Origin of the sequence: Kitasatospora sp. NPDC090308 (assembly GCF_044769485.1) — a bacterium.
GTDB lineage: Bacteria > Actinomycetota > Actinomycetes > Streptomycetales > Streptomycetaceae > Kitasatospora > Kitasatospora fiedleri.
The window spans coordinates 1-25644 of record NZ_JBIVXY010000011.1; the positions used below are offsets into that span (position 1 = coordinate 1).

The following is a 25644-nucleotide window of genomic DNA, read 5'->3' on the forward strand; positions in this document are numbered from 1 at the left end:
GCGGCACCGCGCTGGCCCACGTCAAGTGGCAGTGGCTGCTGCTGGTGAACGCCCCGATCGCACTGATCGCCGCCATCGGCGTGCGCCTGGGCGTCTCCGCCGACCGGCCCGAAGACCTCACCCGCGACCGCCTCGACCTGCCCGGCGCGCTCCTCAGCGTCGCCGCCATCGGCCTCGCCTGCTACGCGCTGACCAGCGGCGTCGACCACGGCTGGACCTCCGCCGCCACCCTCGGCTCGATCCTCGGCGCCCTGCTGGCGGGCGCGGTGTTCGTCTGGCACGAGCGCCGCACCGCCTCGCCGATGCTGGACCTGCGGCTGTTCTCGAACGGCACCGTCCGGGGCGCGGCCGTGGCGCAGATCGGCACCGCCATCGCCATGGCCGCCGTCATGTTCGGCCTGATCCTGCACTTCCAGTACGCCTACGGCTGGAGCCCCGTCAAAGCGGGCCTGGCCAACCTGCCGATCATCGTCACCATGCTCGCCGCCACCCCGCTGTCCGAATGGTTCGCCAAGCGCTTCGGCCACCGCATCGCCTGCCTGATCGGCGCGCTCTGCCTGTCGGGTTCGCTGGCGGGCCTGGCCTGGGGCGTCTCGCACGGCTACGCCGCCATCGCGGTCTGCATGGTGGTGATGACGATTGGCCTGCGCACCGTGATGACCATCTGCGCGATCGCCCTGGTCGAGAAGATGCCCGAGAACCGCACCTCGATCGGCACCGCCCTCAACGACACCGCCCAGGAGGTCGGCAGCAGCGTCGGCACCGCCGTCGTCGGCACCCTGATCGCCGCCCTGGTCACCACCCAGCTCCCCGCCGGCACCTGGAGCAACACCCTCGTCCACTCCTTCTTCCACGGCGAACGCATCACCTACGCCATCCTCGCCGCCGTCGTCGGCCTCATCACCGCATTCGGCGCACTCACCCTCACCGACTCCCACAGCACCGAAGAGCACCCCGCCTGACCCCTCCGGTGCTTCGACCGCGACCGGCGCCCCGCCCCTCCCGGCGGGGCGCCGGTCGCGGTCGGATGCGGGCCCGGATCACCAGTGTCTCCTCGCGGGCCGAGACGTGGGAGGCGATTCGCGCGCGCCGGGAAGCAGGGGGTCTGCTCCTACATCGAGGAGGCCGTGCAGCGGCAGCTCCAGCGCGAAGCCATCGACGGGTACATCGCCACCGCCGAAGCGGAACACGGCCCGGTCGATCCGGCCGAGGTGGCGGCCAGGGCGGAGCGCGTCCGCGCCCACCACGCCGCCCACCGCAGCAACTCGACTCCGGCGGACGCGGCGTGAGCGGCACGCGCCGCGAGCGAACTCCTCGCGACCGAAGAGGCTGCACGGCCACAAGGACGCCGTCGACGCCACTGTCGCCGAGATGGCGCTCCGCCGGCCGGGGCCGGTGGCCGTGCTCACCTCGGACGTCGACGACACGGCCAAGCTCTGCGGTTCACGGGTCCGACCGATCGCGATCCGAGCCGGAGCGGAACCTGAACGGCTCCTGGTGGGTGTTTCGACAGGTCGGGCAGCGGGGCTCGCGCCGGCAGGCGCGCGGGGTCGTGATCTGCGCGAGCCCCAGCCCGCGAAGATCACGGACCGTGCGGTGCCCCGCCCAGTCGATCAGTTGCCCGGCGTCTTCTCGGGGACGGGGGTGGAGCGGACCAGCCAGACGTCGTACTCCTCGGTCGTCACGCCGCAGGAGGTGTGGCCGTCGCGTGCCATGGCGACGAACTCCGGCTGCTGTGGGCCGTCGGTGAGGTGCGCGGCCAAGTGCGCGTCGTCGTTCCAGCGGACCAGGGCCCAGCCGAGGCGGCCCATGCCGTGGCCTCCGACGTGGATGAGGAAAGTCCCGTCGGGGGCGAGCAGTTCGGACTCCCGCGAGAGCCGGAGCCAGTGCTCGTCGACCTGCGCGGCCCAGTCGGAGGTGCTGAGCGGAACGGTGGCGTCGGGTTCCACGAGGAAGCCGATGACCGACTGCCAGACCTCGCCCGGGGACGGTAGGCCGGCCTCGTCCGGCGCGCCGAGGACGGTGAGACCGGCGGCTTCCAGCAGTAGCCTTCTCGAATCCTCGGAAGGGGCCGGCATTATTTCCTCCGGTAGAAGAAGTGGTGGTCTCCGCCAGGTTTGTTCATCTTACCGTAGCGTTCCATCCTGGTGTAGCCCTCGGGTGAGTTGTCCCAGCCGAAATTGACCAATTCCCGGGTGTCGTCGTACTTGGGTTTTCCGGCGTGGAAGTGCAGGCCGGCGGGGTCGTCGGTGTGCTCCACGACCACGCGGGAACCGTTTTCCGTCTCGAATTGACGGAAATTCCCCCAGTGCGTGGGATCTTCGGAGTAGACATGTCCCGGCATGTTCCGGTACCGCTTGTCCCCGACGACCTTCCATTCCGCGATCGGTTCTTCCCCGTACGGAACGCCCGCCAGGTCGAAGGCCGCCCGCTCGGCCTCCTCGCGGGAGTCGAAGGGGTTGCTGTGCTCACCCCGCGGCGGCCCCTGGTGGTTCTGGTGGGGGGACAGGCCGAGCGGGTCGCACCAGGTGTGCGGGTTGGTGACGTAGGCGTCCGGGTTCGGGCCGGGGATCAGGCCCAGCGGATCCGGCGTCAGGTACCGGGCGGTCTCGGGGTTGTAGTAGCGGTGGACGTTGTAGTGGAGGCGGGTCTCGGGGTCGAAGTACTGGCCGGGGAAGCGCAGCGGCGTGTAGGTGGTGCTGTCGGACGGCCAGGTGGTCTGCCCCCAGAGGGTGGGAGTGGCGCGCCAGGCGATCGACTCGGCGGCCGGGTCGATCAGTTCGGTGGGCGTGCCGATCAGGTCGGTGACGATCGCGAAGAACCGCCGGTCCACCCGCTCCGCCGTGCTGATGGTCTCGGTCTGCGTGAGCGGACGGATCCCGTGGTGCTCCCAGCTCAGGGTGTGCGGGCCCGGGAGGTAGGGCGCGGAGGTGGTCTGCTCGGCGAGCACCGGGCCGTCCCAGGTGAAGTCCGTGCGCTCCCCGGCGCTGCCGGAGGTGGGGGTCCGCTCCTTGGCGATGCGGCGGCCGAACGGGTCGTAGCGGTACTGCCAACGGCTGCCGTCCGGGGTGGTGACCTCGGTCAGCCGGTCCTCGGCGTCCCAGGTGTAGTGCCAGGCGTCGGGCTTGCGGGAGAGCCGGGTGACCCGGCGCACCGTGGTGCGACCTGCGGCGTCGTACTCGAAGGCCGTCCGGCCCGCGGTGGAGATCAGGGTGCCGGAGTAGGTCCGCTCACCGACGGCCGACCGGGTGGTGCCGGTCGCGGGCCACGACGCGCGGGTGATGTTGCCGGCCGGGTCGTAGGCGTAGCTCTCCTCCCACTCCGTTCCCCGGACGGCCGTGACCCTCCCGACCGGGTCGAGGTCGAAGGCACGGGGACCGCCCCACAGGTCCTCGACCGTCACGAGCGAGCTGTCGGCGCGGTAGTCGTAACTGCGCTGCTGCAGGGTACGGTCGGCCGTACGGGCCGACTGCCCGGTCATCCGGTGCCTGGAGTCCCACTCGCTGGTCAGCACGAGCCGCCGGTCGAAGGTCCGGTGGGTCTCACGACCGGCCGGGTCGTAGCCGAACGCGATGCTTCCGTCCGGGGTGTCCAGCGCCGTCGCGCGGCCTGCGCCGTCGTACGTCCAGGTCCCGGAGCGGCCGGTGGGGGTGGTGCGGCTCGTGCGGCGGCCGAGGACGTCGCGGGTGATGCGCAGGGTGCGCCCGTTGACCGTCTCCTCCAAGAGGTTGCCGAGGGCGTCGACCGTACGGACGACCGTCGCGTCGGCGTTCTCCGCCCGCACCAGGTGGCCCGATCCGTTGTACGCGTAGGCCGTCTCCCGGCCACCGGCGTTCTTCCGGACCAGGTGGCCGGTCAGGTCGTAGGAGTACTCGGTGACCGTGCCGAGCGAATCGGTCACCGCGGTGACCTGTCCCGCGGCGTCCAGCCGGTATGTCAGGGTGCGGCCCTGGTAGTCGCGTTCGCCGGTCACCCGCCCCGCGGCGTCGTAGTCGTAGTGCCAGGTCCGGCCGAGCCCGTCGGTGACCGCGATCAGCCGCATGTCGGCGTCGTGAGTGAAGGCGACGCGGGCACCGTCGGGAGCGGTGCGGGCGGCGAGCGTCTCGAAGTGGGTGTACTCGAACGCGGTGGTCAGGCCGAGTTGGTCGGTGTGGGTCAGCGCGTTGCCCTCGCCGTCGTACGTCCAGCGCTCGGTGCTGCCGTCCGGGCGGGTCCGCTCAGCCAGGTTGCCCTCGACCGTCCAGCGCGACCGGACGGTGCCGCCGAGCGGGTCGGTGATCGCCACGACCCGGCCGAAGGCGTCCCGGTCGTAGCGGATCACCGCGCCGGTGGGGTCCGTGACCTCGACGGGGAGACCGGCGGGGTCGCAGCGCACTCGGGTGGTGTGGCCCAGGGCGTCGGTCGTGCCGGCGAGGTGACCGAGCCCGTCGTAGGCGTACGTGGTGGTGGCGCCGAGCGGGCCGGTCAGGGCGGTGCGCAGGCCGTTCTCGTCGTACGTCTGGTGCCAGGTGGCGCCGCCGGGTTCGGTGATCGTGACCGGAAGGCCGAGGAGGTCGGCGTACTGCGCAGTGGAACGCCCGCCGTCGGGGCGGGTGATGGCGGTGAGGTCGCCGGCGCCGTCGTACTCGTAGCGGGTGGTGCGGCCGAGCGGGTCGGTCTCGGCGAGGAGGCGGTCGTGGTCGTCGCGTTCGTACCGGGTGGTGTGGCCGAGGGGGTCGGTGACGGCGGTGATCTGGGCGTGGTCGTTGACGGTGTAGGTGGTGGTGCGGCCGAGGGCGTTGGTCTCGGTGTGGGTGCGCAGGCCGGTGGCGGGGTCGGGGTCGCCGTAGGTGAAGGTGAAGCGCAGGGCGCCGGTGGTGCCGCCTTCGTCGACCACGCGGTCCAGGCTGTCGTACCGGTAGACGTACTGGGAGCCGTTGCGGTCGGTCCAGGAGGTGAGGCGTCCGGTGGCGTCGTTGGTGAAGCGCATCGGCTTGCCGCTGGAGTTGTAGACCGCGGCGAGGTGGCCGTCGGTGTAGCTGTAGCGGGTCAGCAGGGCGTCGCCGCCGTTGTCCCCGGCGCCCGCGAGGCGCAGGGCGGTGATGCGGTCGTTGTCGACGGTGACCAGGAGCCGGTAGCCACCGGAGTGGGTGATCGAGAGCGGGACGCCGTCGGGGTCGTAGGCGAGGGCGTAGTGGCGGCCGTGGCGGTCGCGGACCTCGGTGAGCAGCGCCTCGTCGCCGTCGGGGGTGGGGGTGAAGGTCTTGACCAGGCCGGTGGCGGGGTCGGTGACGGTGAAGCGGCCATTGACGAGGCCGAGTTCGTGGCGGGAGCCGGCCGAGGCGTGCACCGGGTCGCCGGGTTCGGGGTGCGGGTATGCCTGGGTGATCCGGTCGGGGCGGACGTGGACGACGCCGTGCTCGTCGATCTCCAGCCGCTCGTCGAAGGTGCAGATCCACCTCGGGCCCATCCAGCGGCCGGTCCGCAGGCCGGAGTCGAAGCCGCGGGTGAACCGCAGCGGCAGCGAGCCGGGCAGGCTCGCGTCGACCTGGTCGATGTACATCCGCCCGGTGGCCATGTCGACGGGCTCGCCGCCACCGCACCGGGTGTCCAGCGGGCGGCCCTCGGTACGCGGGCTCCCGACCTGCTCGCGCCCCCGGCCCCCGGGGTGCGAGGTGCCGTCCTTTCCGCGCCGTCCACCGCCGGAGCGCGGGTGCGGCAGGCCGTCCTTGCCCTCGCCCTTGAGGATCTTCTCCAGGTCCTTGACGTGCTTCTCCTCCACGTCCCGGACGTTCTTGGCGACCTTCTTCAGGTTGTCGCCGGCCTTGCGGTAGAAGCCCTTCAACGCCTTCCCGGCGTCCTCGGCCAGCGTCTTGCCGAGCTTCTGGGCGCCGTGCTCCAGTGCCTTGACGATCTGGTTGCTCATCCGGAGCTCACCGCCGCCCGGTACGAGGACCCCGCGCCCTGCGCGAACCCCCTCGCGTGCGGAGCGGACTCACCCACCTCGTCCGCGTGCACCGTCGGCCGGTCGATCCCGATCACCGACAGGAACGACACCACCTCGCCCGGCAGCTCGATCGCCACGCCAAGACCTCCCCCGAAGACGCCCGCACATCCGTGCGACCGTAACCACGGCCGCACACCGGGAAGGAGGGACTTTCCGAAACCTTGACCATGGAGGCGCGCAGGCCGACGGCGCACGGCCGTGCGTACGCCGTCGACGCGGCCCTCACCGCCACGGCCCGCCTCGGACGCGGCGACGCCACCGGACCCGGCCGCACAGCGGCGACCCCGCGCCACCCCACGGGTCAGCGGACTCCCCGGGAATCGTCCTGCGCTTCGAGGAAGTAGGCGATCCGATCGGTGTCCGTCCGGACACCCAGGAGCGCGGAGACCGCCGCGAGCCGGCTCTCCGGGAGCGGGAAGGACGACCCGACCAGGTCGGGGTGCGGTCCGACCAGCCGGGCCGCGTCGTCCTCGGTGAAGCTCGCGGGCAGCTCCCACTCCACCACCAGCGAGTCGCTGCTCCGGTCGAAGCCGAGTACCACCCAGGTCATTTCACGCGCTTCCGTCCTGGGCCGGGGCCCCTGAGCCGCCGGCCTCGCGGGAGAAGGACTCCAGCGCCTTGCCGGCGTCCTCGGCGAGTGTCCTGCCGAGCTTCTGCGCGCCGTGTTCGAGTGCTCTGACGATCTGGTTGCTCACTCGAAGCTCACTCCCGCGATCTTCGACTGGAAGGCCTGGGCGTGGCCGGCGACGGTCTCGGCGTGGTCGTGCATGGTGCGGGCGTGTTCGTCCAGGGCGTCCGGGTCGATGCGGAAGCCGGTGCCGCCCGCGCCGCCGGCGGAGACGCCGAGCGCGCCTTCGGCGGCCTGGAAGACCATGCCCTGGACGGCGTTGGCGACGGTGTCCACCAGCGGGTTGATGGCGGCTTCCACCACCTGGCCGATGACGTACTGCTCCAACTGCTGTTCCAGGTAGTTGATCAGGCGTTTGGCGGCCTCCTCGATCAGGAGCACCGCGGCTTCGGCCGCGCCGAGGGTGGCGATCGCGGCGGCCTGGTCGGCGACGAACGCGGCGGCCAGCGCGACCAGTTCGGCGATGGTCTCCACCTTCATCGCCACGATCACGTCCGCCGCCGCGTCCAGTGCCTGCGCCACCACGTGGCAGGCCTGGACGAGTTCGTTCAGGTGCTGGTCGGAGACGGCCGCCCACTTGGCGAGCAGCGCCTCGTAGGAGGCGCCCTCGTAGGCCTGGCCCAGTTGCTGGATCGTCGCCGTGGACTGCTGGTGCGAGGCGTCCACGTTCTCCGCGAACTCCCGCACGTGGCCCGCGAACTCGCGGACCTTGTCCTCGTTCACCGTCGGCCAGTTGATGCCGATGATCGAGAGGAAGTCCACCACCTCGCCGGGCAGTTCGATCGCCACGCCAAGCCCCCCCGAAGACGTCCGCACATCCGGCGCACATCCGGGCGACCGTAACCACGGGTGGGCGGGCGGGAGGGGGATTTTGCGCAACGTTGACCGCGTGCACCGGGCCCGCGCGTACGGTGGTGCCGGCCGTCGGCGGTCCGGGACGGCGCGTTCCCAGCGGGCCCGCTCTTTGGGAGCATGGACCGGACCGGACCCAGACCGCGGAGGTGCTGCGTGAACACCGGTGCACCGCCCACCGACGACATCCCCGACGACGGCGCCGGTGACACCCCCGGCGACGGCGCCGACGGCGCCACCGGTGACCGCGTCGACGGGACCGTCCGGCCCGCGGGGCGCGAACGGCGGCGGACGGCCGACGCGGTCTGGCCGACCGGCTCGTACCTGGGCCTGCTGTCCGCGCCGTCGCGGCAACTCCTGCTGCGGGCGGGGCGGGTGGCGTCCTACGCCCCCGGCGAGGTCATCCTCCGGGAGGGGGACCGGGCCTCCCACCTCCTCCTGATCGAGAAGGGGCTCGTCAAGGTCACGTCCACGACCCGGGAGGGGCACACCAGCCTGCTCGCCATCCGGGCCGCGGGCGACGTGGTCGGGGAGCTCGCCGCGATCGACGGCGCGCCCCGCTCCGCCACGGTGACCGCGGCCCGGGCGGTGCGGGCGCGCGCCATCCAGCACGGCGAGTTCGTGCGCCTCTTCCGCGAGCAGCCGCAGATCGCCCTCGCCCTGGTGGCGGCCGTGGCGGGCAAGCTGCGGGCGGCCACCAGGGCCCGGGTGGACACCGGGGGCTACCCGCTCCAGGTGCGCATGGCGCGGGCGCTGGTGGAACTCGCGGAGACCTACGGGGAGCCCGCGGGCACCGGGATCACCATCACCGTCCCGCTGAGCCAGGAGGACCTGGCCGCGCTGATCTCCTCGTCCACGGCGGGGGTGACGCGGTCGCTCCAGCACCTCAGGAAGAACGGGCTCATCGACACCAGCTACCGGCGGCTGACCGTCCTGGACCTGGACGCGCTCAGCGAGCTGGCGGTGCTCTCCCGCCCGGCCGACGGGACGGTCGACGGGGCGGTCGGCGGGACGGTCGACAGGGCGATCGGCGGGACGGCCACCGGGCTCCCGGCGGGGACGTAGCCGGGCTACGCCGGACCGACGACCGGCACCTGGACGTGCGCAGGTGGGAGCTGCGGGCTACCACCCCCGCGGCTCCACCCACGGTCGCACTGCGGCGGGCTCGGCAGGAGGACCCGGCGACAGCCTGATCAGGGTAGATGCCCGGACCGGGCCAAGACCTGCTCAAAGTAGAGAGTCCGACGCCCTTTCCGCGCTCCGTTCCGAGCCGCCCGAAGCCCTGGAGCCCGGCACTTCCGGCTCGTAGCGTGGACTCCACCGGCCGCCCGCGAGACGCGGCACCCCCCTACCAGGGCGCCCCGGGGCCGCCGGTGCCCAGGGCTCGGCAGACACCCCTTCCGGGAGGCAGTTTGGACACCAACATCTGGATCGCGGCGGTCGGCGCGGTGGTCGCGCTGGCCGCCCTCGGCCTGGCGGGCTTCGCCGTCGCCAGGATGAGCGGGAGCGCCCCGCTCAAGGTGGCGGCCGTGATCACCGCGCTGGCCGGACTGATCGCCGTACTTCCGCCGCTGATCGCCGCGTTCGCCTCCTTCAAGGTCTAGCGGTGACCGGACAGGGGCGCCCGCCCTCCAGGGCCGGCCGCGGACGGGGGTGCCGGAAGCAGCCGGCGCCGCCCCGCGAGGCCGGCCCCGGCGGGGAGGCGGCGCCCCTGCTACCGGAACGGCTGCACACCGAACCGTTCGTCCTGCTGGGGGAGTTGGGCCTCCCGCCCGAGGACCTGCTGATCGCCGGGAGCGCCCCCCTGTACGTCCGGGGACTGCGCGACCGGATCGGCGACCTCGACGTGGTGGCGCGGGGCGAGGCGCTGCGGCGGGCCCTGCTGCTCGGCGAACCGGAACCGGCTCCGTTCGACGGCGCCGTCTCGGTCCGCCTGCTGGAAGGGCGGCTGGAGATCACCGACAGCTGGTTCACCGGCCTCCTCGGCGGCGTGGAGGAACTGTTCGACCGGGCGGAGGAGATCGGCGGCCTCCACTTCCTGGGCATCGCCGACACCGCCGCGTGGAAACGCTGGCTCGACCGCCCGAAGGACCGGCTGGACCTCCGCCGCCTTGACCTCCACCGCCCGGACCTCCAACGCCCGGACCTCCACCGGCCGACCGGTCCGGCCGGGCCGACCGACCCCGGCCCCCGCCGGTCCGGCCGGTTCAGCCGGCCCCGACCGGGCTGCTCCGCCCCCGGCGTCGACGAGGACCGGGACGAGCGGGACGGGCGGGACGGGCGGACCGGGCGCGACACCGGGTCCGAGCCCGGACCTGATCAGTGGGGTGCCTCGGTGGTGGTCCGAACCGGGCCCTAGGCTCGGTGGCGGAGCCCGAAGGACGGGACCGGAGCCATGGAGGGGTACGGATGAGCGGGGACGGCGGCAGTCCGGGTCAGCAGCACGGCGGCGGGCAGCCGTACGGGCCGGGGGCCCACGGGCCGGGCGGCGGGCCGGGGTACTGGCCGGGGTACGGACAGCCGGGGGGCCACCCCAACGGGGGCTGGGGGCGGAGCCCCTGGGGCGCCGTGCCGGTCGCGCCGAAGCCCGGGGTGCTGCCGCTGCGCCCGCTCGCGTTCGGGGAGATGTTCAGCGCCGTCTTCGACACCGTGCGGCGCTACACCGGCGCGCTCTACCTGCCGCTCACGGCGGTCACCGGCGTCCTGGCGGTGCCGATGGTGGTGGTGTCGGTGCTGCTGGCGGGCCGGCTCGGCGACGCCTACAACGCCCTCCCGGACACCTCGCAGGGCGAAGTGCCCACCGGCGACCAACTGTGGGCGCTGTGCTGGCCACTGCTGGTGGTCTTCGGGCTGATCCTGCTGCTGGGGATCGTGCAGTACGTGATCGCCGGACCGCTGGCCACGGTGGTGCTGCGGGCCGCGACCCTCGGCCGCCGGATGACGGCCGGTCAGGCCTGGAAGGAGGCCCGCCCCCGGCTCGGGGCGGCCGTCGCCTCGATGGCGCTGCTGTACGGCCCGCTGCTGGTGCTGAACGTCCTGCTGCTGGGCCTGGCGGTGGGGCTCGGTGCCGTCACCGGCAGCGCGCCGCTGTTCCTGCTGCTGCTCCTGCTGAGCGCGGCCGTCGGGATCGCCGGCGTCTACGCGGTGGTGCGGCTGGCCCCGCAGGTCCCGGTGCTGGTGCTGGAGGACAGCACCCCGAAGGCGGCGATCGGCCGGGCCTGGCAGCTCAACCGGGGCAACTGGTGGCGCAGCTTCGGCCTCACCGCGCTGGTCATCGCCATCGGCCGGGTCGCGGCCGGGGTGATCAGCTACCCGCTGACGATCGTCCTGTCGGTGCTGGTGCCGCTCAGCTCCGTCGACTTCGAGGGCGAACCCGCCCGGCTCCAGCTCAGCCACGGCACGATGACCGCCGTGCTGGTGGGCTACTCGCTGCTGGTGCTGTTCGGCACGCTGGCGACCGGCCCGCTGGTCCCGCTGGTCAACGGCGTGCTCTACATCGACCGCCGGATCCGCAACGAGCGCCTGGACATCGCGCTCGCCGAGGCGGCCGGCATCCACTTCGCCGAGGCGTACGGCTACCCGCAGGCGGCGCCGTCCGCGCCGTCCCAGCCCGCGCCCGCCCAGCCCGCGCCGTCCGCGCCGTCCGCGCCCGTTCCTTCCCAGCCCGGGGCGCCCGCGGAGCCCGGGACGGCGGCCGAGCCGTCCGCCGAGGAGGGGCCGGCGGGGCGCTGAACCGCTCCGGTTCCGGGTTGCGGTTCAGTCACGGCCTGTCCGATTGGCCGTGGATTACGGCGATTGGTCGGCGGAACCGTGTTGTTGAGGGCCACACAGGTCTCACATAATTCGTGCACCGCGCAATGACGAACGCGTTCGGGCCGACCGGGGGGACGGCCCGCGCCGCTGCGCGGGCCGCCATGTGAACCCTGGGGGGAGACCCTTGTCCGTTCCCGAACCGTCCCCTGACCGGGACCTGACCCCGGATCCGGCGCCGACCCCGGCCTCGGTTCCGGCCCCGGCACCGACCCCGACGGCCCCGCCCGTCGCACCCGCGCCCGCGCCCGCGTCCGGGCCGGAGCCCGTGCCCGCGCCCGCCGCTGAGGCCCAGGAGACCCAGGACGCGCAGGCGGCCCCCGCCGGGCCCCCGCGCCGGCTGCCCCGGGCGGCCGGGGTGGTGCTGTCGGTGGCCGGGCTGCTCGCGGTGACCGCGGCCAGCGCGGCCGTCACCGTCGCGGTGGGCCGGCCCGACCGCTCCGGGCACGTCGCGGCCGTCGCGGCGTCCCCGTCGGCGGCCCCGAGCCCGTCGGCCACGCCGAGTCCGACCCCGACGCCGTCGGCCGCGCCGACCCCGTCGCCGACGGTGGCCCCGCGTCCGGCCAGCACCCTGCGGGGCAGCGTCTCGGGCGGCAAGCACAGCGGTGACCTGCGGTACTTCCTGCTGCCCGTGCCCGACGACGCGGACCCGTACGGCTCCCCGGACGGCGCGATGATGAGCATGGCGGACCTCCAGGCCCAGTACAGCAAGGACGTGGACATCAAGGCGGTCCTTGACTCCTGGGGCTTCAAGGAGGCGGCCACCCGCACCTACCGCACCCGGGACGGGAAGTCCGAGGTCCGCACCGACCTGCGGCGCTTCGGCCGGGCCGACCGGGCGCAGGGCTTCGCCGACAACACCAGTTACGACCAGCCCTCGTTCGGCGTCGACGGGGTGTCGAACGCCAGGGGCTACGTCTTCAAGCCCGAGCAGCAGGCGTACACCGGCGAGCTGGTCGGCATCGGCGTGGTCGGCGACGTGGTCTACGAGGTCACCGTCCAGGTGCAGGGCGACCCCGACAAGGCGCTGCTCGCCGACGCCATGAAACGTGCGCGCGACCGCCTTGCCAACGGCTGACGGACGTCCCGAACCCTCTTTCCAGGAGCACCAGTTGAGCACCGAACCCGCGGACGCGGCGGAGCCCGGGACGGCCGCTGCCGAGCCGTCCGCGCCACCCGCGCCGACCGTCCCGCCCACCGCACCCCTTGACCCCACCGCCCCCCTCGACCCCGCCGCACCCCTTGCCCCCGTCGCACCCCTCGACCCCGGGTCCGACCTGATCGAGTCGGGCCGCCCGGACGCCGAACCCGCCCGCGGCAGGCGGCGGTTCGGCGCGGGCGCGCTGTTCCTGGCCGCGGTGCTGGTCGGCCCGGTGGTCGGCGCCGGGGTGGGCTACGCGATCCAGGCGTCCCGGCCGCCGACGCCGCTGCCGGCCCTCACCGCGCCGAAGATGACGTACTCCGCCGAGCGGGTGGACGCCGCCGCGCTGGCCGCCGCCGGTCCGCCGCCGCTCGACATCGACGGCGACCTGCGCAAGCTGCTGGTCGAGCCGCCGTCGGGCAGCACCGACCTGACCGGCGAGGACGGCGACGGCGACGGCTGGCTGTCCCCGGCCGACCGGGCGGAGACCTTCGGCGACAGCGAGCAGATGTTCGTCCGGATGCTCGGCAACGGCTTCCGCCGCGCCGCCACGGTGCGCTGGAAGACGGGCGAGGACGTCTACCAGGTGATGCTGGTCCAGTACGTGCCCGAGTCCGTGGTGGAGGCGATCACCGGGATGACCCCGAGCGCCACCGCGGACATGGACGTGTCGAAGTTCCCGGGGAACGACGAGGGCGTCCTGCTGCTCGCCAAGCAGCCCTACACCTACGCGCGCAGCACCGAGACCTACCACTACGGCGAGGCGCTCGCCCGCAAGGGCACCGTGCTGATGACCGTCCAGGTCTACGCCGAGAAGCCGGTGGACCGGGCGCAACTCGAAGACATCGCCAAGCGCCAGTGGGAGCGACTCGCGTGACCGACATCGAATCCCCCGGGACGGACGCCCCGGTGAAACCCCGCCGACGGGCCCCGAAGGCGGTCGCCGCGGTGGTCGCGGCGGCGCTGCTCGGCGTCGGCATCGGCGAGGTGGTGATCCGGGTGCACTACGGCGACGAGCCGGCCGCGCCGGTCGCCGCCGCGGCCCCCGCGCCCTCGGTCGGCACGCCCGCGCCGTGGGGCGCCAAGTCCAACGGCAACCACTTCGGCAGCCTGCGCGACCTGCTGCTGCCGGTGCCCGACGGGTACCGGCTGGGCCCGGACTACAAGGACCTCGGCAACGACGACGAGTTCGGCGGCGCGGACCTGGCCCGGGCCCAGGAGGAACTGCTGGACGAGGTCCCGGAGAAGTACCGGGGCCAGTTGAAGGACGCGCTCTCCACCCTGCACTTCACCGGCATCGGGGTGCGCAGCCTGACCCGGTTCGACAACCGGCTGATGGCGGTGCTGAAGCTGACCCAGTTCAACCAGCAGACGGTGTCGGAGCAGAACGCGCTGTTCGGGGCCCTGGTCGACGACAGCGACCTGTTCCGGCGCGGCCCGGACGTACCGGGCCACCCGGACGCGCGCTGCGCGCTGCCGGCGCTCCAGGCCGGCGACCAACTCGACTACGTGACCTGCTACTCGGCCGAGGGCGACCTGCTGGTGCAGCTGCGGGTCTCGGGCGTGGCACCCCTCGACCAGAACAAGGTCGTGGACCTGTTCCGCCAGCAACTGGACCGACTGGCCCGACCGGGAGCCGCCGCATGAGCAGTGACACCACCCCTCCGCAGCCGGACGCCCCCGCGGCCCCGGCCACCCCGCCGCCGCCCGCGCAGCCGCTGGACCCCTGGGCGCCCCCGGCCCCGGACCCGTTCCAGCCCCCGGCCGAGGCCCCGGCCGGGGCGCGGACCGGCTCCGACCGCCGGCGCGGGTGGCAGGTCGGCGCGGCGGTGCTGCTGACGCTGGTGACCGGCGCGGCGACCGCCGTGCTGGTGACCCTGCCGGACCGCACCGACGTCCCGGGCCTGGCCACGCCGAACGACGGCCGGTACGCGTTCCCGGAACTGACGCTGCCTCCGCTGCCCGCGGGCGCCTCGGCCCCGTCCGACTACAAGGTCAGGACGCACGCGGCGGACCTGCGGGGGCTGCTGCTGCCGCTCCCGAAGGGCGCGGTCGCCACGGGTCCGTCGGCCGACCCGTCGGCCGATCCGTCGTCCAGCGCCTCCCCGGGAGCGTCCCCGAGCGCGTCCGCGTCCCCGAGCGCCGCCGCGACGGCCTCCGGCGCACCGTCCGCGACGCCGTCCGGGACCGCGTCCGGGTCCGCCGGGCCGGCCCTGCCCGCGGTGGCGGGCCGCTGGATCCCGTGCGACCGCGACGCGATGCTGGCCAAGGACGACGCGCACACCCTGCGGCTGACCACGGACGCCTGCCGGGGCGCCGCCGCCCAGGGCTGGACCACCCCCGACGGCACCCGCACCGAGCTGCGGCTGTTCCACTTCGGGACGGGCGACGAGGCGGCCGACTACTTCGCCGGCGCGACCCTGATGACGGGGACGAAGGACATCGCGTCCTGGCAGCTGGACGCCGGCGGCACGTACCCGATCGCCTTCGGGCGGGTGGACGTCCGGCTCTCCGACGAGCAGGCCCACGGGATGCCCACCGGCCGGGTCGGCTGGGTGCAGAGCGGCGACGTGGTGGCGATGGTCCAGCTGACCAACCCGCAGGGCGTCCCGGTGCAGGCGTTCCGGCAGGTGGTCGCCCTACAGAGCAGCATGCTGTCCTGAGCACGGCCCGGGCGGGCCGTTCCGGCCCGGGCGGCACCCTGACGCACCGTCGGGCGCCGCTCGGGCACCGGCCCGCCGCCCCGTCCCCTAGGGGGCGGGGCCGGGCGGTCATCCCGTGGGGGGAGGGAAGCCCGGCTTCCCAGCGCATTCCGCGGGCCGCCGGTGCACGGCTACGTTGATGACCGTGTCCACAGTCATCAAGACGGACGGCCTCACCAAGAGGTTCCCCCGGGTCACCGCACTCGACCGGCTCACCGTGGAGGTGCAGCCGGGCGTGGTCGGCCTGGTCGGGGCGAACGGCGCGGGCAAGTCCACCCTCATCAAGATCCTCCTCGGGCTGTCCCCGGCCACCGAGGGCACCGGCCAGGTGCTCGGCCTGGACATCGCCACCCAGGGCCCGGCGATCCGCGAACGCGTCGGCTACATGCCGGAGCACGACTGCCTGCCGCCGGACGTGTCCGCCACCGAGTTCGTGGTGCACATGGCCCGGATGTCCGGCCTGCCCGCCGCCGCGGCCCGCGAGCGCACCGCCGACACCCTGCGCCACGTCGGCCTGTACGAGGAGCGCTACCGCCCGATGGGCGGCTACTCGACCGGCATGAAGCAGCGGGTGAAGCTGGCCCAGGCGCTGGTCCACGACCCGCAGTTGGTGCTGCTGGACGAGCCGACCAACGGCCTCGACCCGGTCGGCCGGGACGAGATGCTCGGGCTGATCCGCCGCATCCACTCCGACTTCGGCATCTCGGTGCTGGTCACCACCCACCTGCTGGGCGAGCTGGAGCGGACCTGCGACCACCTGGTGGTGATCGACGGCGGCAAGCTGCTGCGGTCCTCCTCCACCGCCTCGTTCACCGGCACCACCCAGCTGCTCGCCGTCGAGGTCACCGACCACCCGGTCGACCGCGCCTTCGACGCCGACGCGGTGCTGCGCGAGCGGCTGACCGCGGCCGGCCTGACGGTCCGCGCCGACGGCAGCCGCATCCTGCTGGTGGAGATCGCCGGCGACGAGACGTACGACACCGTCCGCGACACCGTGGACGACCTCGGCCTCGGCCTGATCCGGCTGGAGCAGCGCCGCCACCGGGTCGCCGAGATCTTCAGCACCCGGTCCGACGAGGACGAGCCGGGCGAGTACGGCGAGTACGGCCACGACACGTACCGGGCCGCGGCCGTAGGAGGCGAGCAGGCATGACCACCCCCGCCGACGCCCACAGCGGCGTCATCCACGACATCGGCTACCGCCCGTACACCGGGCCGCGGTTGGGCCGCCGGTACGCCACCCGCTCGCTGTACGTGCAGAGCCTGCGGGCCGCGTTCGGCCTGGGCCGCTCCGGCAAGTCCAAGGTGCTGCCGTTCCTGCTGCTGGGCGGGATGGCCGCGCCGGCCCTGGCGATGCTGGCGATCGCGCTGTTCGCGCACCTGGACAAGATGCCGATGGACTACGCCGACTACCTGGCCACGTTCGTCGTCCTGCCGCAGATCTTCCTGGCCGCGCAGGCCCCCGTGCTGATGTCCCGGGACCTGCGGCACCACGTGGTGCCGCTGTACTTCTCCCGCCCGGCCACCCGCGGCGACTACGTGGCGGCCAAGTTCGCCGCGATGTTCAGCGCGCTGATGATCGTGCTGTCCACGCCGCTGCTGCTGCTGTTCGTCGGCGCGCTGCTGGCGAAGTTCCCGCTCGGCGACAACCTGCTGCACCTGCTGTACGGCCTGGTCGCGGCCCTGCTGTACGCGCTGCTGTACGCCTCGCTCGGCCTGCTGATCGCCGCCGCCACCCCGCGCCGCGGCTTCGGCGTGGCCGCGATCATGGGCGTCCTGATGATCACCCGGGCGCTGGCCTCGATCGTCTACGCGCTCAACGGCGGCCTCGACCCGCTGCGGTCGGACTCCGCCGCCTGGGCGTTCCTGATCTCGCCGTCCCAGCTGGTGGAGGCCCTGGCCAACCGGCTCTTCGGCCTGGGGACGGACAGCGCCACCGTCCTGCACGCCCCCGGCGCGGCCGGCGCGGCGGTGTTCGCGGCCGTGCTCGTCGCACTCACGGCCGGCGGCTACGCGCTGATGCTGCGCCGCTACCGGAACGTCTGAGAGGCAGCCATGGCCGTCATCACCATCGACAAGGTCTCCCGCTGGTTCGGCAACGTGGTCGCCGTCAACGACGTCACCATGACCATCGGACCCGGCATCACCGGCCTGCTGGGCCCCAACGGCGCCGGGAAGTCCACCCTCATCCACATGATGAGCGGCTTCCTCGCCCCCTCCTCCGGCACCGTCGCCCTCGACGGCACCCCGATCTGGCGCAACCAGGAGGTCTACCGGGAGATCGGCCTGGTCCCCGAGAAGGAGTCGATGTACGACTACCTGACCGGCTGGGAGTTCGTCCTCGCCAACGCCGAACTGCACGGCCTGGCCGACCCGGGCGCCGCCGCCGAACACGCCCTCGCCCTGGTCGAGATGGAGTACGCCCAGGACCGGCACACCGGCACCTACTCCAAGGGCATGAAGCAGCGGGTCAAGATGGCCTCCGCGCTGGTCCACGACCCCTCGGTGCTGCTGCTGGACGAACCGTTCAACGGCATGGACCCGCGCCAGCGCCTGCACCTGATGGAGCTGCTGCGCCGGTTCGGCGCCGACGGGCGCACCGTGCTGTTCTCCTCGCACATCCTGGAGGAGGTCGAGCAACTGGCCCGCCACATCGAGGTGGTGGTGGCCGGGCGGCACGCCGCGTCCGGCGACTTCCGGGAGATCCGCCGCCTGATGACCGACCGCCCGCACCGCTACCTGGTGCGCTCCAGCGACGACCGGCGGCTCGCCTCGGCGCTGATCGCGGACGGCTCCACCGCGGGCATCGAACTCGACGCCGCCGAGAAGGCCCTGCGCATCCAGGCGATCGACTTCCAGGGCTTCACCACCCTGCTGCCCAAGGTCGCCCGCGAGGCCGGCATCCGCCTGTACACCGTCTCCCCGGCCGACGAGTCGCTGGAAAGCGTTTTCTCGTACCTGGTCTCGTCCTGAAGGGCCCACCGATGAACACCACCGTCGCCCGGCTCACCGCGCGCGGCCTGTTCGGCCGCCGCCGGGTCCTGGTCCTGCTGGCCGTCCCGGTCATGCTGCTGGTCCTGGCCGTGATCGCCGGCAACAGCACCCTGGACGAGCTGGACCTCGCGCACAGCGTCCTGGGCAGCCTCGCCCTGGGCACCCTGGTCCCGATCACCGGCCTGATCGTCGGCACCGGCGTGATCGCCACCGAGATCGAGGACGGCTCGATCGTCTACCTGCTCGCCAAGCCGCTGCCCCGCTGGAAGATCGTCACCACCAAGCTGGCCGTCGCCGTCGCCAGCACCTGGCTGCTCTCCGCCGTCCCCACCTACGTCGCCGGCCTGATCCTGTACGGCCCCGGGGACGGCGTGGCGCTCGGCTACGGGGTGGGCGCGCTCGCCGCGGGCGCCGCCTACAGCGCGCTGTTCCTGCTGCTGGGCGTGCTCACCCGGCACGCGGTGATCGCCGGCCTCGCCTACGCGCTGATCTGGGAGTCCCTGATCGGCAACTACGTCGAGGGCGCCCGCACCCTCTCGGTCCAGCAGTGGGGCCTGGCCCTGACCGAGGCGGTCGCCGCCGACGGCACCGTCACCGCCCCGGTCGGCCTGACCACCGCGGTCTGGCTGCTGGTCGTCGTCGCGGCGGGCGCCACCGCCGTCGCCTCGGTCAAGCTGGCCGGACTCACCCTCGGCAGCGAGGAGTAGGCCCGGCGGCACCGGCCGCGGGCCCCGGACACGCGGACGGGCGGGAAGGTCGACGACCTTCCCGCCCGTCCGTCCTCCCGCCCCGTCACACCGTCCGGTTGCGGCCCGCGCCCCAGCCCGCCACCGCCGCGACCGCGGCCAGCACCAGCATCACCAGCAGCGTCGCGTCCCAGCCGCCGGTCAGCTGGTGCAGCGCACCCGCACCGACCGGGCCGGCCGCCGCCACCAGGTAGCCCACCGCCTGGCTCATCCCGCCCAGCCGGGCCGCGCCCGGCACGCTGTCGGTGCGCAGCACGATGAACGCCAGGCCCAGGCCCAGCGAACCGCCCTGCGCCAGGCCCAGCACCGTCGCCGAGAACCAGGCCCCGGACACCGGCGCCAGCAGCAGCCACAGCACGCCCGCGCCGTTCAGCCCGGCCATCACCAGCGCCAGCCCGCGCTGCCGGGTCATCCGGCCCGCCGCCAGCGGCACCAGGAACGCGCCGACCACCTGCACCAGGTTGCTGAACGCGAACACCAGGCCCGCCTCGCCGCGCGGCATCCCGTGGTCGGCCAGGATGGTCGGCATCCACGCCACCAGGGTGTACACCAGCAGCGAGGAGATGCCCATGAACACGCTGATCTGCCAGGCCAGCCCGGACCGCCACGAGCTGGTGCCGAAGTCCGGGACGGGCGTCACCGGGGCGACCCGCAGGGGCACCGTCCGCTCCTGACGGGCCTTCAGCACCTGCGGCAGCCAGGCCACCGCGGCGACCAGCGCCAGCACCGACCAGGCCCCCAGCGACGCCTGCCAGCCGCCGCCCAGCGCGTGCTCCAGCGGCACCGACAGCCCGGCGGCCATGGTCGCGCCGACCAGCATGGTGGTCGAGTAGACGCCGGTCATCGCCGCGGCCCTCTGCGGGAACTCCCGCTTCACCAGGCCCGGCATCGACACGTTCAGCACCGCGATCGCCACGCCGATCACCACGCAGCCCGCGTACAGCGCCGCCACCGAGGGCAGCACCCGCAGCAGCACGCCCGCGCCCAGCGCCAGCACCGCGCCCAGCACCACCCGCTCGGTGCCGAACCGCCGGGTCAGCCGGGGCGTGAGCGGCGCGCCCACGCCCTGGAACAGCACCGGCACGGTGGTGATCAGGCCGCTCGCGGTGGCGGACAGGCCGAAGGCGCGCTGGATCTCCGCGACCATCGGCGACACCGCGGCCAGGCAGGCCCGCATGTTCAGGGCCACCAGCACGATCCCGGCCAGCAGCAGGGCGGGGTGGGCGTACGGGGCGGCGGTCCGGCCGCCGGCCTTCTGGTCGAGGACGGGCGGCACGGCACGGGTGACCGACATGGCGGGGCTGACTCTCTGTGCGGGTGGAACGGAACGGGGAAGGGGCGGAACCGGGTCGACCGGACTGACCGGGCGTTACTTCCGGGCGGCGATCTCGGCGAGCAGCTGCTCCACCGCCGCCGTCGGCTCCGCCAGCAGCGCCCGGCAGGCCGCCTCGGCCCGCTCCGGGTCCCGGCTCTCGATCGCGTCGACCAGCGCCGCGTGGGTGGCGATCGCCACCTCCGGCATCTCGTGGTCGCCGAACGCGGTGCGCATCGACTCCCGCACCGAGGCCCCGAAGTACCGGTAGACCTCGGTCAGCGCCGGATTGTGCGCCGCCTCCACCACGGCGGTGTGGAACTCCAGGTCGTGCTCGACGGTGGCCTCCCGGCCGGCCCGCTCAGGGTGCGCCGCCATCACGGCGGCCTCCCGCTCCAGCGCCGCCCGCATCCGGGCCAGGTCCTCCGCGGTGTGCCGCTCGGCGGCCAGCCGCGCCGCCTCGGTCTCCAGCGCGGCCCGCACCTCCAGCACGTCCCGCACCCCCGACCGCTGCACCCCGCGCAGCACCGACGCCGGGTCGCTCGTCGACCGGACGAACGTCCCCTCCCCCTGCCGCGACACCAGCATCCCCGCGTGCACCAGCACCCGGATCGCCTCCCGCACGGTGTTGCGCCCCACCCGGAGCCGCTCCGCCAGCTCGTGCTCGGTCGGGATCCGCGCCCCCACCGGCCACACCCCGGACGCCAGTTGCTCCCGCAGCTGCTCGATCGCGGCGTCCACCAACGAACGCCGCCCCGCCGCCTGCAACCCCTCCACGCCCGGGCTCCTCTCCGTACGCACCGACCGACCGACGCCGGTCATCCTACAACCCCTTGCCCGGTCATCCTACAACTGGCCGGTCCCGCGCCTCCCGGCCCCGCGCGCCCACCACCGGGGCGGGTGGGACGTGCGCGGCGTTGTGCGTCTCACACCCGGGGCGGGAACCGGCGGTCCGCGTGCCGGCGTTCCATTGCTCGGAGTGGTGCCCCGGGCGGTGACTCGGAAATGATCCCTTTGTATGCTCCGCTCTCCGGCTTCATCCGTCCGCCGCGCCGATCCGGGCGGACGGCGCGGTGGCAGAGGCGCCCGACGGCAGCCTCCGGTGAAGGGTGCAGGTATGACAGGCCACAGGGCGGGGTCGTCGGGCGAGGACCCCGGCTGGTGGGAGAACCTCCCGCCGCAGGGGGACACCTACCGGCAGGACGCCCCCCGGCGCGACGACGCACCCGCGCCGACCGTTCCGCGCCGCCGTTCCCCCGACCACGACAGCGCCGCCCCCGCCCGGGGCCGCGCCGAGGCCCGCCGGGCCGCCCAGGGCCGCCCCGGAGCCGGTGGCGGCACCAGCGGCGGTGCCGGCGGTGGCGGTGCCGGTGGCGGCGGACGGGCGGAGGCCCGCCGGGCCGCGCAGGGCGGCGGCGGTGGCGGCCGGGCCGCCGCGCAGGGCCGCCGCAAACCGCCCCGCCGGACCAAGCGGATAGTCGTCTGGAGCCTGGTCGGCACCAGCCTCGCCGTGGTCGGCACCGGAGGCTTCCTCTACTGGCGGCTGAACGCCAACCTCTCCTCCTGGGACAGCGCCGGCGTCAGCGAGAGCCGCCCGCCGGAGGCGCAGGCCGACGCCAACGGCAACAAGCCGATGAACATCCTGCTGATCGGCTCCGACTCGCGCGACGGCGCCAACAAGGACCTCGGCGGCGGCGACGAGGGCGGCGCCCGCTCCGACACCACGATCCTGCTGCACGTCTACGCCGACCACAAGCACGCCGTCGGTGTCTCGTTCCCCCGCGACGCCCTGGTCGACATCCCCAAGTGCATGCTGGCCAACAAGAGTTGGACCAAGCCCCAGACCGACGTCATGTTCAACAGCGCCTTCTCGGTGGGCAACTTCAAGGACGGCAACCCGGCCTGCACCCAGAACACCGTCGAGCAGCTCACCAACCTCCGGGTCGACCACACCATCGTGGTCAACTTCGAGGGCTTCGCCGCGATGACCAAGGCGGTCGGCGGCGTCGAGGTCTGCCTGCCCAACGACATCTACGAGCGCGACATCAACCCCAACCTGCCCCGCAAGGGCAACCTGGTCTACCCGAAGGGCGTCCAGAAGGTCGAGGGCCAGGCCGCGCTGGACTACGTCCGGCTGCGCCACGGCATCGGCGACGGCTCCGACGTCGGCCGGATGCAGCGCCAGCAGGCGTTCCTCTCCTCGCTGATCAAGCAGGTCAAGGCGAACGGGATGAGCCCGACCAGCCTGTTCCCGCTGGCCGACGCCGCCACCAAGTCGCTGACGGTGGACGAGGACCTGGGCAGCGTGCAGAAGCTGACCGACCTGGCGATGTCGCTCAAGAACATCGACCTGCACGACATCAAGTTCCTCACCACCCCCTGGCACTACCAGGGCGAGCGGATCGGCCTCAACCACCCCGAGGTCGACCAGCTCTGGGCCGCGCTGAAGGCCGACCGCACCCTGGACGGGAAGGACGCCAGCGCGGGCACCGCCGCCCCGAGTCCCGACCCGGCCACGCCGACCGCGACCCCGGCCCCGCCCGCGGACGGCACCGGCGTGAAGGTCGCCGTCTACAACGGCACCACCACCGGCGGCCTCGGCACCAAGGCCGCCGCGACCCTCAAGGCCGCCAACTACACCATCACCGCGACCGGCAACGCGGCCAGCCAGAACCACGCCACCACGGTGGTGCAGTACGGCTCCGCCGGGCAGAAGGCGCACGCCGAGGCGGTGGCCGCGCTGTTCCCCGGCTCGACCGTCGAGGCGGGCGGCGGCGCGGGCGTCACGCTGATCCTCGGCAAGGACTACGCGGGCACGGCCCCGGCCGCCGGCGCCACCGACCCGGGCCCGGTCGCCTCCCAGGTCGCCGAGAACGCCCGCTCGGCGGACGACGACGCCTGCTCCAACGTCAGCTACGGCTGACCGGACGGCAGGTGACGGCGGGTCACCGCAGGACGGTACGGACGGCGGAGGGGCCGGGCGGACGCCCGGCCCCTCCGCCGTCCCCGCGGGGCGGTGCGGCTCAGCGCAGCCCGAACACCCGCTCCAGCACCACGGCCACGCCGTCCTCGTCGTTGTCGACCGTCACCTCGTCGGCCACCGCGCGCAGCCGCTCGTGCGCGTTGCCCATCGCCACGCCGTACCCGGCCCAGTGGAACATCGGGACGTCGTTGGGCATGTCGCCGAAGGCGATCGTCTCGGCGGCGGTGACGCCCAGCCGGCGGGCGGCCAGCGAGAGGCCGGTGGCCTTGGTCAGGCCGAGCGGGAGGAGTTCGACGATGCCCGCGCCGGCCATCGTGATGCCGACCAGCTGGCCGGCCACCGACCAGGCGGCCTCGGCGAGCTGGTCGTCGGTCAGCTCGGGGTGCTGGATGTAGAGCTTGCTGACGGGGGTGGCGAGCAGCTGGTCGGGGGAGACCGGGCGCAGCGGCAGCTCGGCGCCGATCCGCAGCCGGTAGCCGGGCCCGGCGAGCACCTCGCCGTCCAGGCCGTCCTGGTTGGCGGCGACGGCGAGCGGGCCGACCTCGGCCTCGATCTTGGCGAGGGCGACCGCGGCCAGCCGCCGGTCCAGGGTGACGGAGGTGATCAGCTTGTGCGCGCCCGCGTCGTAGACCTGGGCGCCCTGCCCGCACACCGCTATCCCGTCGTACCCGATCTCGTCGAGCACCGGCCTGGTCCAGCCGGCCGAGCGCCCGGTGACGATGATGTGCCTCGCCCCGAGCGCGGTGACCGCGCCCAGGGCCGCGCGGGTGCGGGCGGAGACGTTCTCGGCGCTGGTGAGCAGCGTCCCGTCGAGGTCGGTGGCGACCAGTCGGTAGGGCAGGGGTGCGGTGCTCATGGCGCGGGGTGCTCCTGGGAGAGGGGGCGTTACTTGGTGACGGGCTCCAGCACGGCCTTCCCGCCGAGGAAGGGCCGCAGCGCCTCGGGGAGGACCACCGAGCCGTCCGCCCGCTGGTGGTTCTCCAGCAGCGCGACGATCACCCGGGGGACGGCGACCAGGGTGCCGTTGAGGGTGGCGAGCGGGCGGACGCCGTCGGCGTCGCGCATCCGGATGGAGAGTCGGCGGGCCTGGTACTCGGTGGTGTTGGAGGTGGAGGTGACCTCGCGGTACTTGCCCTGGGTCGGCACCCACGCCTCGATGTCGAACTTGCGGGCGGCGGAGGAGCCGAGGTCGCCGGAGGCGACGTCGATCACCCGGTAGGGCAGTTCCAGCGCGTTCAGGAAGTCCTTCTCCCACTGGAGCAGGCGGCGGTGCTCGGCCTCGGCGTCCTCGGGGGTGGTGAAGACGAACATCTCCACCTTCTCGAACTGGTGGACCCGGATGATGCCGCGGGTGTCCTTGCCGTAGGTGCCGGCCTCGCGGCGGAAGCAGGAGGAGAAGCCGGCGTAGCGCAGCGGGAGCCGCTCGGCGTCCAGGATCTCGTCCATGTGGTACGCGGCGAGCGGGACCTCGCTGGTGCCGACCAGGTAGCGGTCGTCGTCGGCGAGGTAGTACACGTTCTCGGCGGCCTGGCCGAGGAAGCCGGTGCCGTCCATCGCGGCGGGGCGCACCAGCGCCGGGGTGATCATCGGGGTGAAGCCGACCGCGGTGGCCCGCGCCATCGCCATGTTGACCAGGGCCAGCTCCAGCAGCGCGCCGGGGCCGGTCAGGTAGTAGGAGCGGGCGCCGGCCACCTTGGCGCCGCGCTCGGTGTCGATCGCGCCGAGCAGCCGGCCGAGCTCGACGTGGTCGCGGGGCTCGAAGCCCTCGGCGGCGAAGTCGCGCGGGGTGCCGATCTCCTCCAGCGTGACGAAGTCCTCCTCGCCGCCGACCGGGGCGGCCGGGTCGATCAGGTTGGCCAGCGAGCGCTGCAGCCGCTCGGCCTCCTCCCGGGCCTCGCCCTGCGCGGCGTCGGCGGCCTTCACCTCGGCGGCCAGCTCCTTGGTGCGGGCCAGCAGGGCGGCCTTCTCCTCGCCCTTGGCGGCGGCCACCAGCTTGCCCAGCTGCTTCTGCTCGGCGCGCAGTTCGTCGAAGCGGGTGCCGGACGCGCGGCGGCGTTCGTCGGCGGAGAGCAGGGCGTCGACCAGGTCGACGTCCTCACCACGGGAGCGCTGCGAGGTGCGCACTCGCTCGGGGTCGTCACGGAGCAGGCGAAGGTCGATCACGGGCTCCAGCCTACCGGTGGGCGGGGGGCGCTCCGGGACGCCGCCCGGCTCGGCCGGGGGCGGGTTCCGGCCGGTGCGCGGTGTGCGGTGGTCTGTGGCCTTCCGGCAGGAAATGCGGCATCCTGCCCCGGGCCGCCGGGGGAGGGGGCCGGGGCGGCCCCGCCCGGCCTGGGGATAACCCGGCCCCGCCTGTGGATAACCCCGGTGGACAACTCTGCCGGGGGCGAGTTATCCACAGGTTCCGGGCCGGGCCTGTGGACAGCGGGAAACCGAAGGTCCGCAGGCGTCCGAACCGGGAATTCCAGGTTTCAAACCTCGATTCGGCTT

Annotated in this window: 25 protein-coding genes and 1 pseudogene; 16 read left to right on the plus strand and 10 right to left on the minus strand. The window is 73.6% G+C overall.

Annotated features, from left to right (window positions below; genetic code table 11):
• The 3 genes and pseudogenes from ACIQVD_RS23320 to ACIQVD_RS23330 form a co-directional block, all read left to right on the plus strand.
• Positions 1-962 (plus strand): MFS transporter (locus ACIQVD_RS23320; protein ID WP_402291532.1); only part of this gene is annotated, 962 nt, incomplete at its 5' end.
• Positions 963-1127: 165 nt separating this feature from the next.
• The gene (locus tag ACIQVD_RS23325; protein ID WP_402291534.1) at positions 1128-1289 is read left to right on the plus strand and encodes a hypothetical protein; all 162 of its coding nucleotides are present in this window, start codon (positions 1128-1130) and stop codon (positions 1287-1289) included.
• A gap of 3 nt (positions 1290-1292) precedes the next feature.
• A pseudogene (locus ACIQVD_RS23330) lies at positions 1293-1467 on the plus strand (DNA-binding protein); the annotation flags it as partial.
• A 146-nt stretch (positions 1468-1613) separates the two neighbouring features.
• Here the strand turns inward: ACIQVD_RS23330 and ACIQVD_RS23335 are convergent.
• The 6 genes from ACIQVD_RS23335 to ACIQVD_RS23360 all read right to left on the minus strand — a co-directional run bounded on the left by ACIQVD_RS23335 (position 1614) and on the right by ACIQVD_RS23360 (position 7403).
• Positions 1614-2078, minus strand: a complete 465-nt coding sequence (locus tag ACIQVD_RS23335; protein WP_400691496.1) for a hypothetical protein — start codon at positions 2076-2078, stop codon at positions 1614-1616.
• Positions 2078-5905, minus strand: coding sequence for an RHS repeat-associated core domain-containing protein (locus ACIQVD_RS23340; protein ID WP_402291536.1), 3828 nt, complete (start codon positions 5903-5905; stop codon positions 2078-2080). The genes ACIQVD_RS23335 and ACIQVD_RS23340 overlap by 1 nt, the downstream gene beginning before the upstream one ends.
• On the minus strand, positions 5902-6063 hold the full coding sequence (locus ACIQVD_RS23345) for a hypothetical protein (protein ID WP_402291538.1): 162 nt from the start codon (positions 6061-6063) through the stop codon (positions 5902-5904). Before ACIQVD_RS23345 ends, ACIQVD_RS23340 begins: the two co-directional genes overlap by 4 nt.
• 224 nt (positions 6064-6287) lie before the next feature.
• Positions 6288-6536 (minus strand): hypothetical protein, encoded by a 249-nt coding sequence (locus ACIQVD_RS23350; RefSeq protein ID WP_402291540.1) that lies wholly within the window; start codon positions 6534-6536, stop codon positions 6288-6290.
• 1 nt (position 6537) lies between these two features.
• A complete protein-coding gene (locus ACIQVD_RS23355) occupies positions 6538-6681 on the minus strand; it encodes a hypothetical protein (RefSeq protein WP_402291542.1) in 144 nt (47 codons plus the stop codon).
• A complete protein-coding gene (locus ACIQVD_RS23360) occupies positions 6678-7403 on the minus strand; it encodes a WXG100 family type VII secretion target (RefSeq protein ID WP_400691510.1) in 726 nt (241 codons plus the stop codon). The genes ACIQVD_RS23355 and ACIQVD_RS23360 overlap by 4 nt, the downstream gene beginning before the upstream one ends.
• 219 nt (positions 7404-7622) lie before the next feature.
• On the opposite strand from ACIQVD_RS23360, the gene ACIQVD_RS23365 reads away from it, so the two are divergent.
• From ACIQVD_RS23365 to ACIQVD_RS23420, 12 genes are all read left to right on the plus strand, one after another.
• Complete coding sequence (locus ACIQVD_RS23365; RefSeq protein ID WP_402291544.1) at positions 7623-8531, plus strand: Crp/Fnr family transcriptional regulator; 909 nt, start codon at positions 7623-7625, stop codon at positions 8529-8531.
• A 347-nt stretch (positions 8532-8878) separates the two neighbouring features.
• Complete coding sequence (locus ACIQVD_RS23370; protein WP_400691516.1) at positions 8879-9070, plus strand: hypothetical protein; 192 nt, start codon at positions 8879-8881, stop codon at positions 9068-9070.
• Positions 9071-9072: 2 nt separating this feature from the next.
• Positions 9073-9825 (plus strand): hypothetical protein, encoded by a 753-nt coding sequence (locus ACIQVD_RS23375; protein ID WP_402291546.1) that lies wholly within the window; start codon positions 9073-9075, stop codon positions 9823-9825.
• Between the two features lie 209 nt (positions 9826-10034).
• A complete protein-coding gene (locus ACIQVD_RS23380) occupies positions 10035-11198 on the plus strand; it encodes a hypothetical protein (protein ID WP_402291548.1) in 1164 nt (387 codons plus the stop codon).
• Between the two features lie 346 nt (positions 11199-11544).
• Positions 11545-12354, plus strand: coding sequence for a hypothetical protein (locus ACIQVD_RS23385; RefSeq protein ID WP_402291550.1), 810 nt, complete (start codon positions 11545-11547; stop codon positions 12352-12354).
• A 34-nt stretch (positions 12355-12388) separates the two neighbouring features.
• Complete coding sequence (locus ACIQVD_RS23390; protein ID WP_400691526.1) at positions 12389-13294, plus strand: hypothetical protein; 906 nt, start codon at positions 12389-12391, stop codon at positions 13292-13294.
• Positions 13291-14064, plus strand: a complete 774-nt coding sequence (locus ACIQVD_RS23395; RefSeq protein ID WP_402291552.1) for a hypothetical protein — start codon at positions 13291-13293, stop codon at positions 14062-14064. Before ACIQVD_RS23390 ends, ACIQVD_RS23395 begins: the two co-directional genes overlap by 4 nt.
• Positions 14061-15080: a hypothetical protein gene (locus tag ACIQVD_RS23400; RefSeq protein ID WP_402291553.1), complete on the plus strand. Its 1020-nt coding sequence runs from the start codon at positions 14061-14063 to the stop codon at positions 15078-15080. The genes ACIQVD_RS23395 and ACIQVD_RS23400 overlap by 4 nt, the downstream gene beginning before the upstream one ends.
• A 178-nt stretch (positions 15081-15258) precedes the next feature.
• The gene (locus ACIQVD_RS23405; protein ID WP_400691534.1) at positions 15259-16272 is read left to right on the plus strand and encodes an ABC transporter ATP-binding protein; all 1014 of its coding nucleotides are present in this window, start codon (positions 15259-15261) and stop codon (positions 16270-16272) included.
• Positions 16269-17165 carry an ABC transporter permease gene (locus ACIQVD_RS23410; RefSeq protein ID WP_100837129.1) on the plus strand — a complete coding sequence of 299 codons (897 nt, stop codon included), beginning with the start codon at positions 16269-16271 and terminating at the stop codon, positions 17163-17165. The genes ACIQVD_RS23405 and ACIQVD_RS23410 overlap by 4 nt, the downstream gene beginning before the upstream one ends.
• 9 nt (positions 17166-17174) lie before the next feature.
• Positions 17175-18092: an ABC transporter ATP-binding protein gene (locus tag ACIQVD_RS23415; RefSeq protein WP_282202063.1), complete on the plus strand. Its 918-nt coding sequence runs from the start codon at positions 17175-17177 to the stop codon at positions 18090-18092.
• Between the two features lie 11 nt (positions 18093-18103).
• Positions 18104-18820, plus strand: coding sequence for an ABC transporter permease (locus ACIQVD_RS23420; protein ID WP_400691539.1), 717 nt, complete (start codon positions 18104-18106; stop codon positions 18818-18820).
• A gap of 85 nt (positions 18821-18905) precedes the next feature.
• Here the strand turns inward: ACIQVD_RS23420 and ACIQVD_RS23425 are convergent, their stop codons facing one another.
• Positions 18906-20153 (minus strand): CynX/NimT family MFS transporter, encoded by a 1248-nt coding sequence (locus tag ACIQVD_RS23425; RefSeq protein WP_402291556.1) that lies wholly within the window; start codon positions 20151-20153, stop codon positions 18906-18908.
• Between the two features lie 75 nt (positions 20154-20228).
• Positions 20229-20948: a FadR/GntR family transcriptional regulator gene (locus ACIQVD_RS23430; RefSeq protein WP_400691545.1), complete on the minus strand. Its 720-nt coding sequence runs from the start codon at positions 20946-20948 to the stop codon at positions 20229-20231.
• A 340-nt stretch (positions 20949-21288) separates the two neighbouring features.
• Between ACIQVD_RS23430 and ACIQVD_RS23435 the strand changes: the two genes are divergently transcribed.
• Complete coding sequence (locus ACIQVD_RS23435; RefSeq protein WP_400691548.1) at positions 21289-23094, plus strand: LCP family protein; 1806 nt, start codon at positions 21289-21291, stop codon at positions 23092-23094.
• Between the two features lie 100 nt (positions 23095-23194).
• Here ACIQVD_RS23435 and ACIQVD_RS23440 read toward each other — a convergent pair whose 3' ends face one another.
• Both ACIQVD_RS23440 and serS read right to left on the minus strand, forming a co-directional pair.
• Positions 23195-24010, minus strand: coding sequence for an HAD family hydrolase (locus ACIQVD_RS23440; RefSeq protein WP_400691551.1), 816 nt, complete (start codon positions 24008-24010; stop codon positions 23195-23197).
• Between the two features lie 29 nt (positions 24011-24039).
• Entirely contained in the window at positions 24040-25317 is a 1278-nt protein-coding gene (serS, locus tag ACIQVD_RS23445) for a serine--tRNA ligase (RefSeq protein WP_402291559.1), read from the minus strand.
• Positions 25318-25644: the final 327 nt, after the last annotated feature.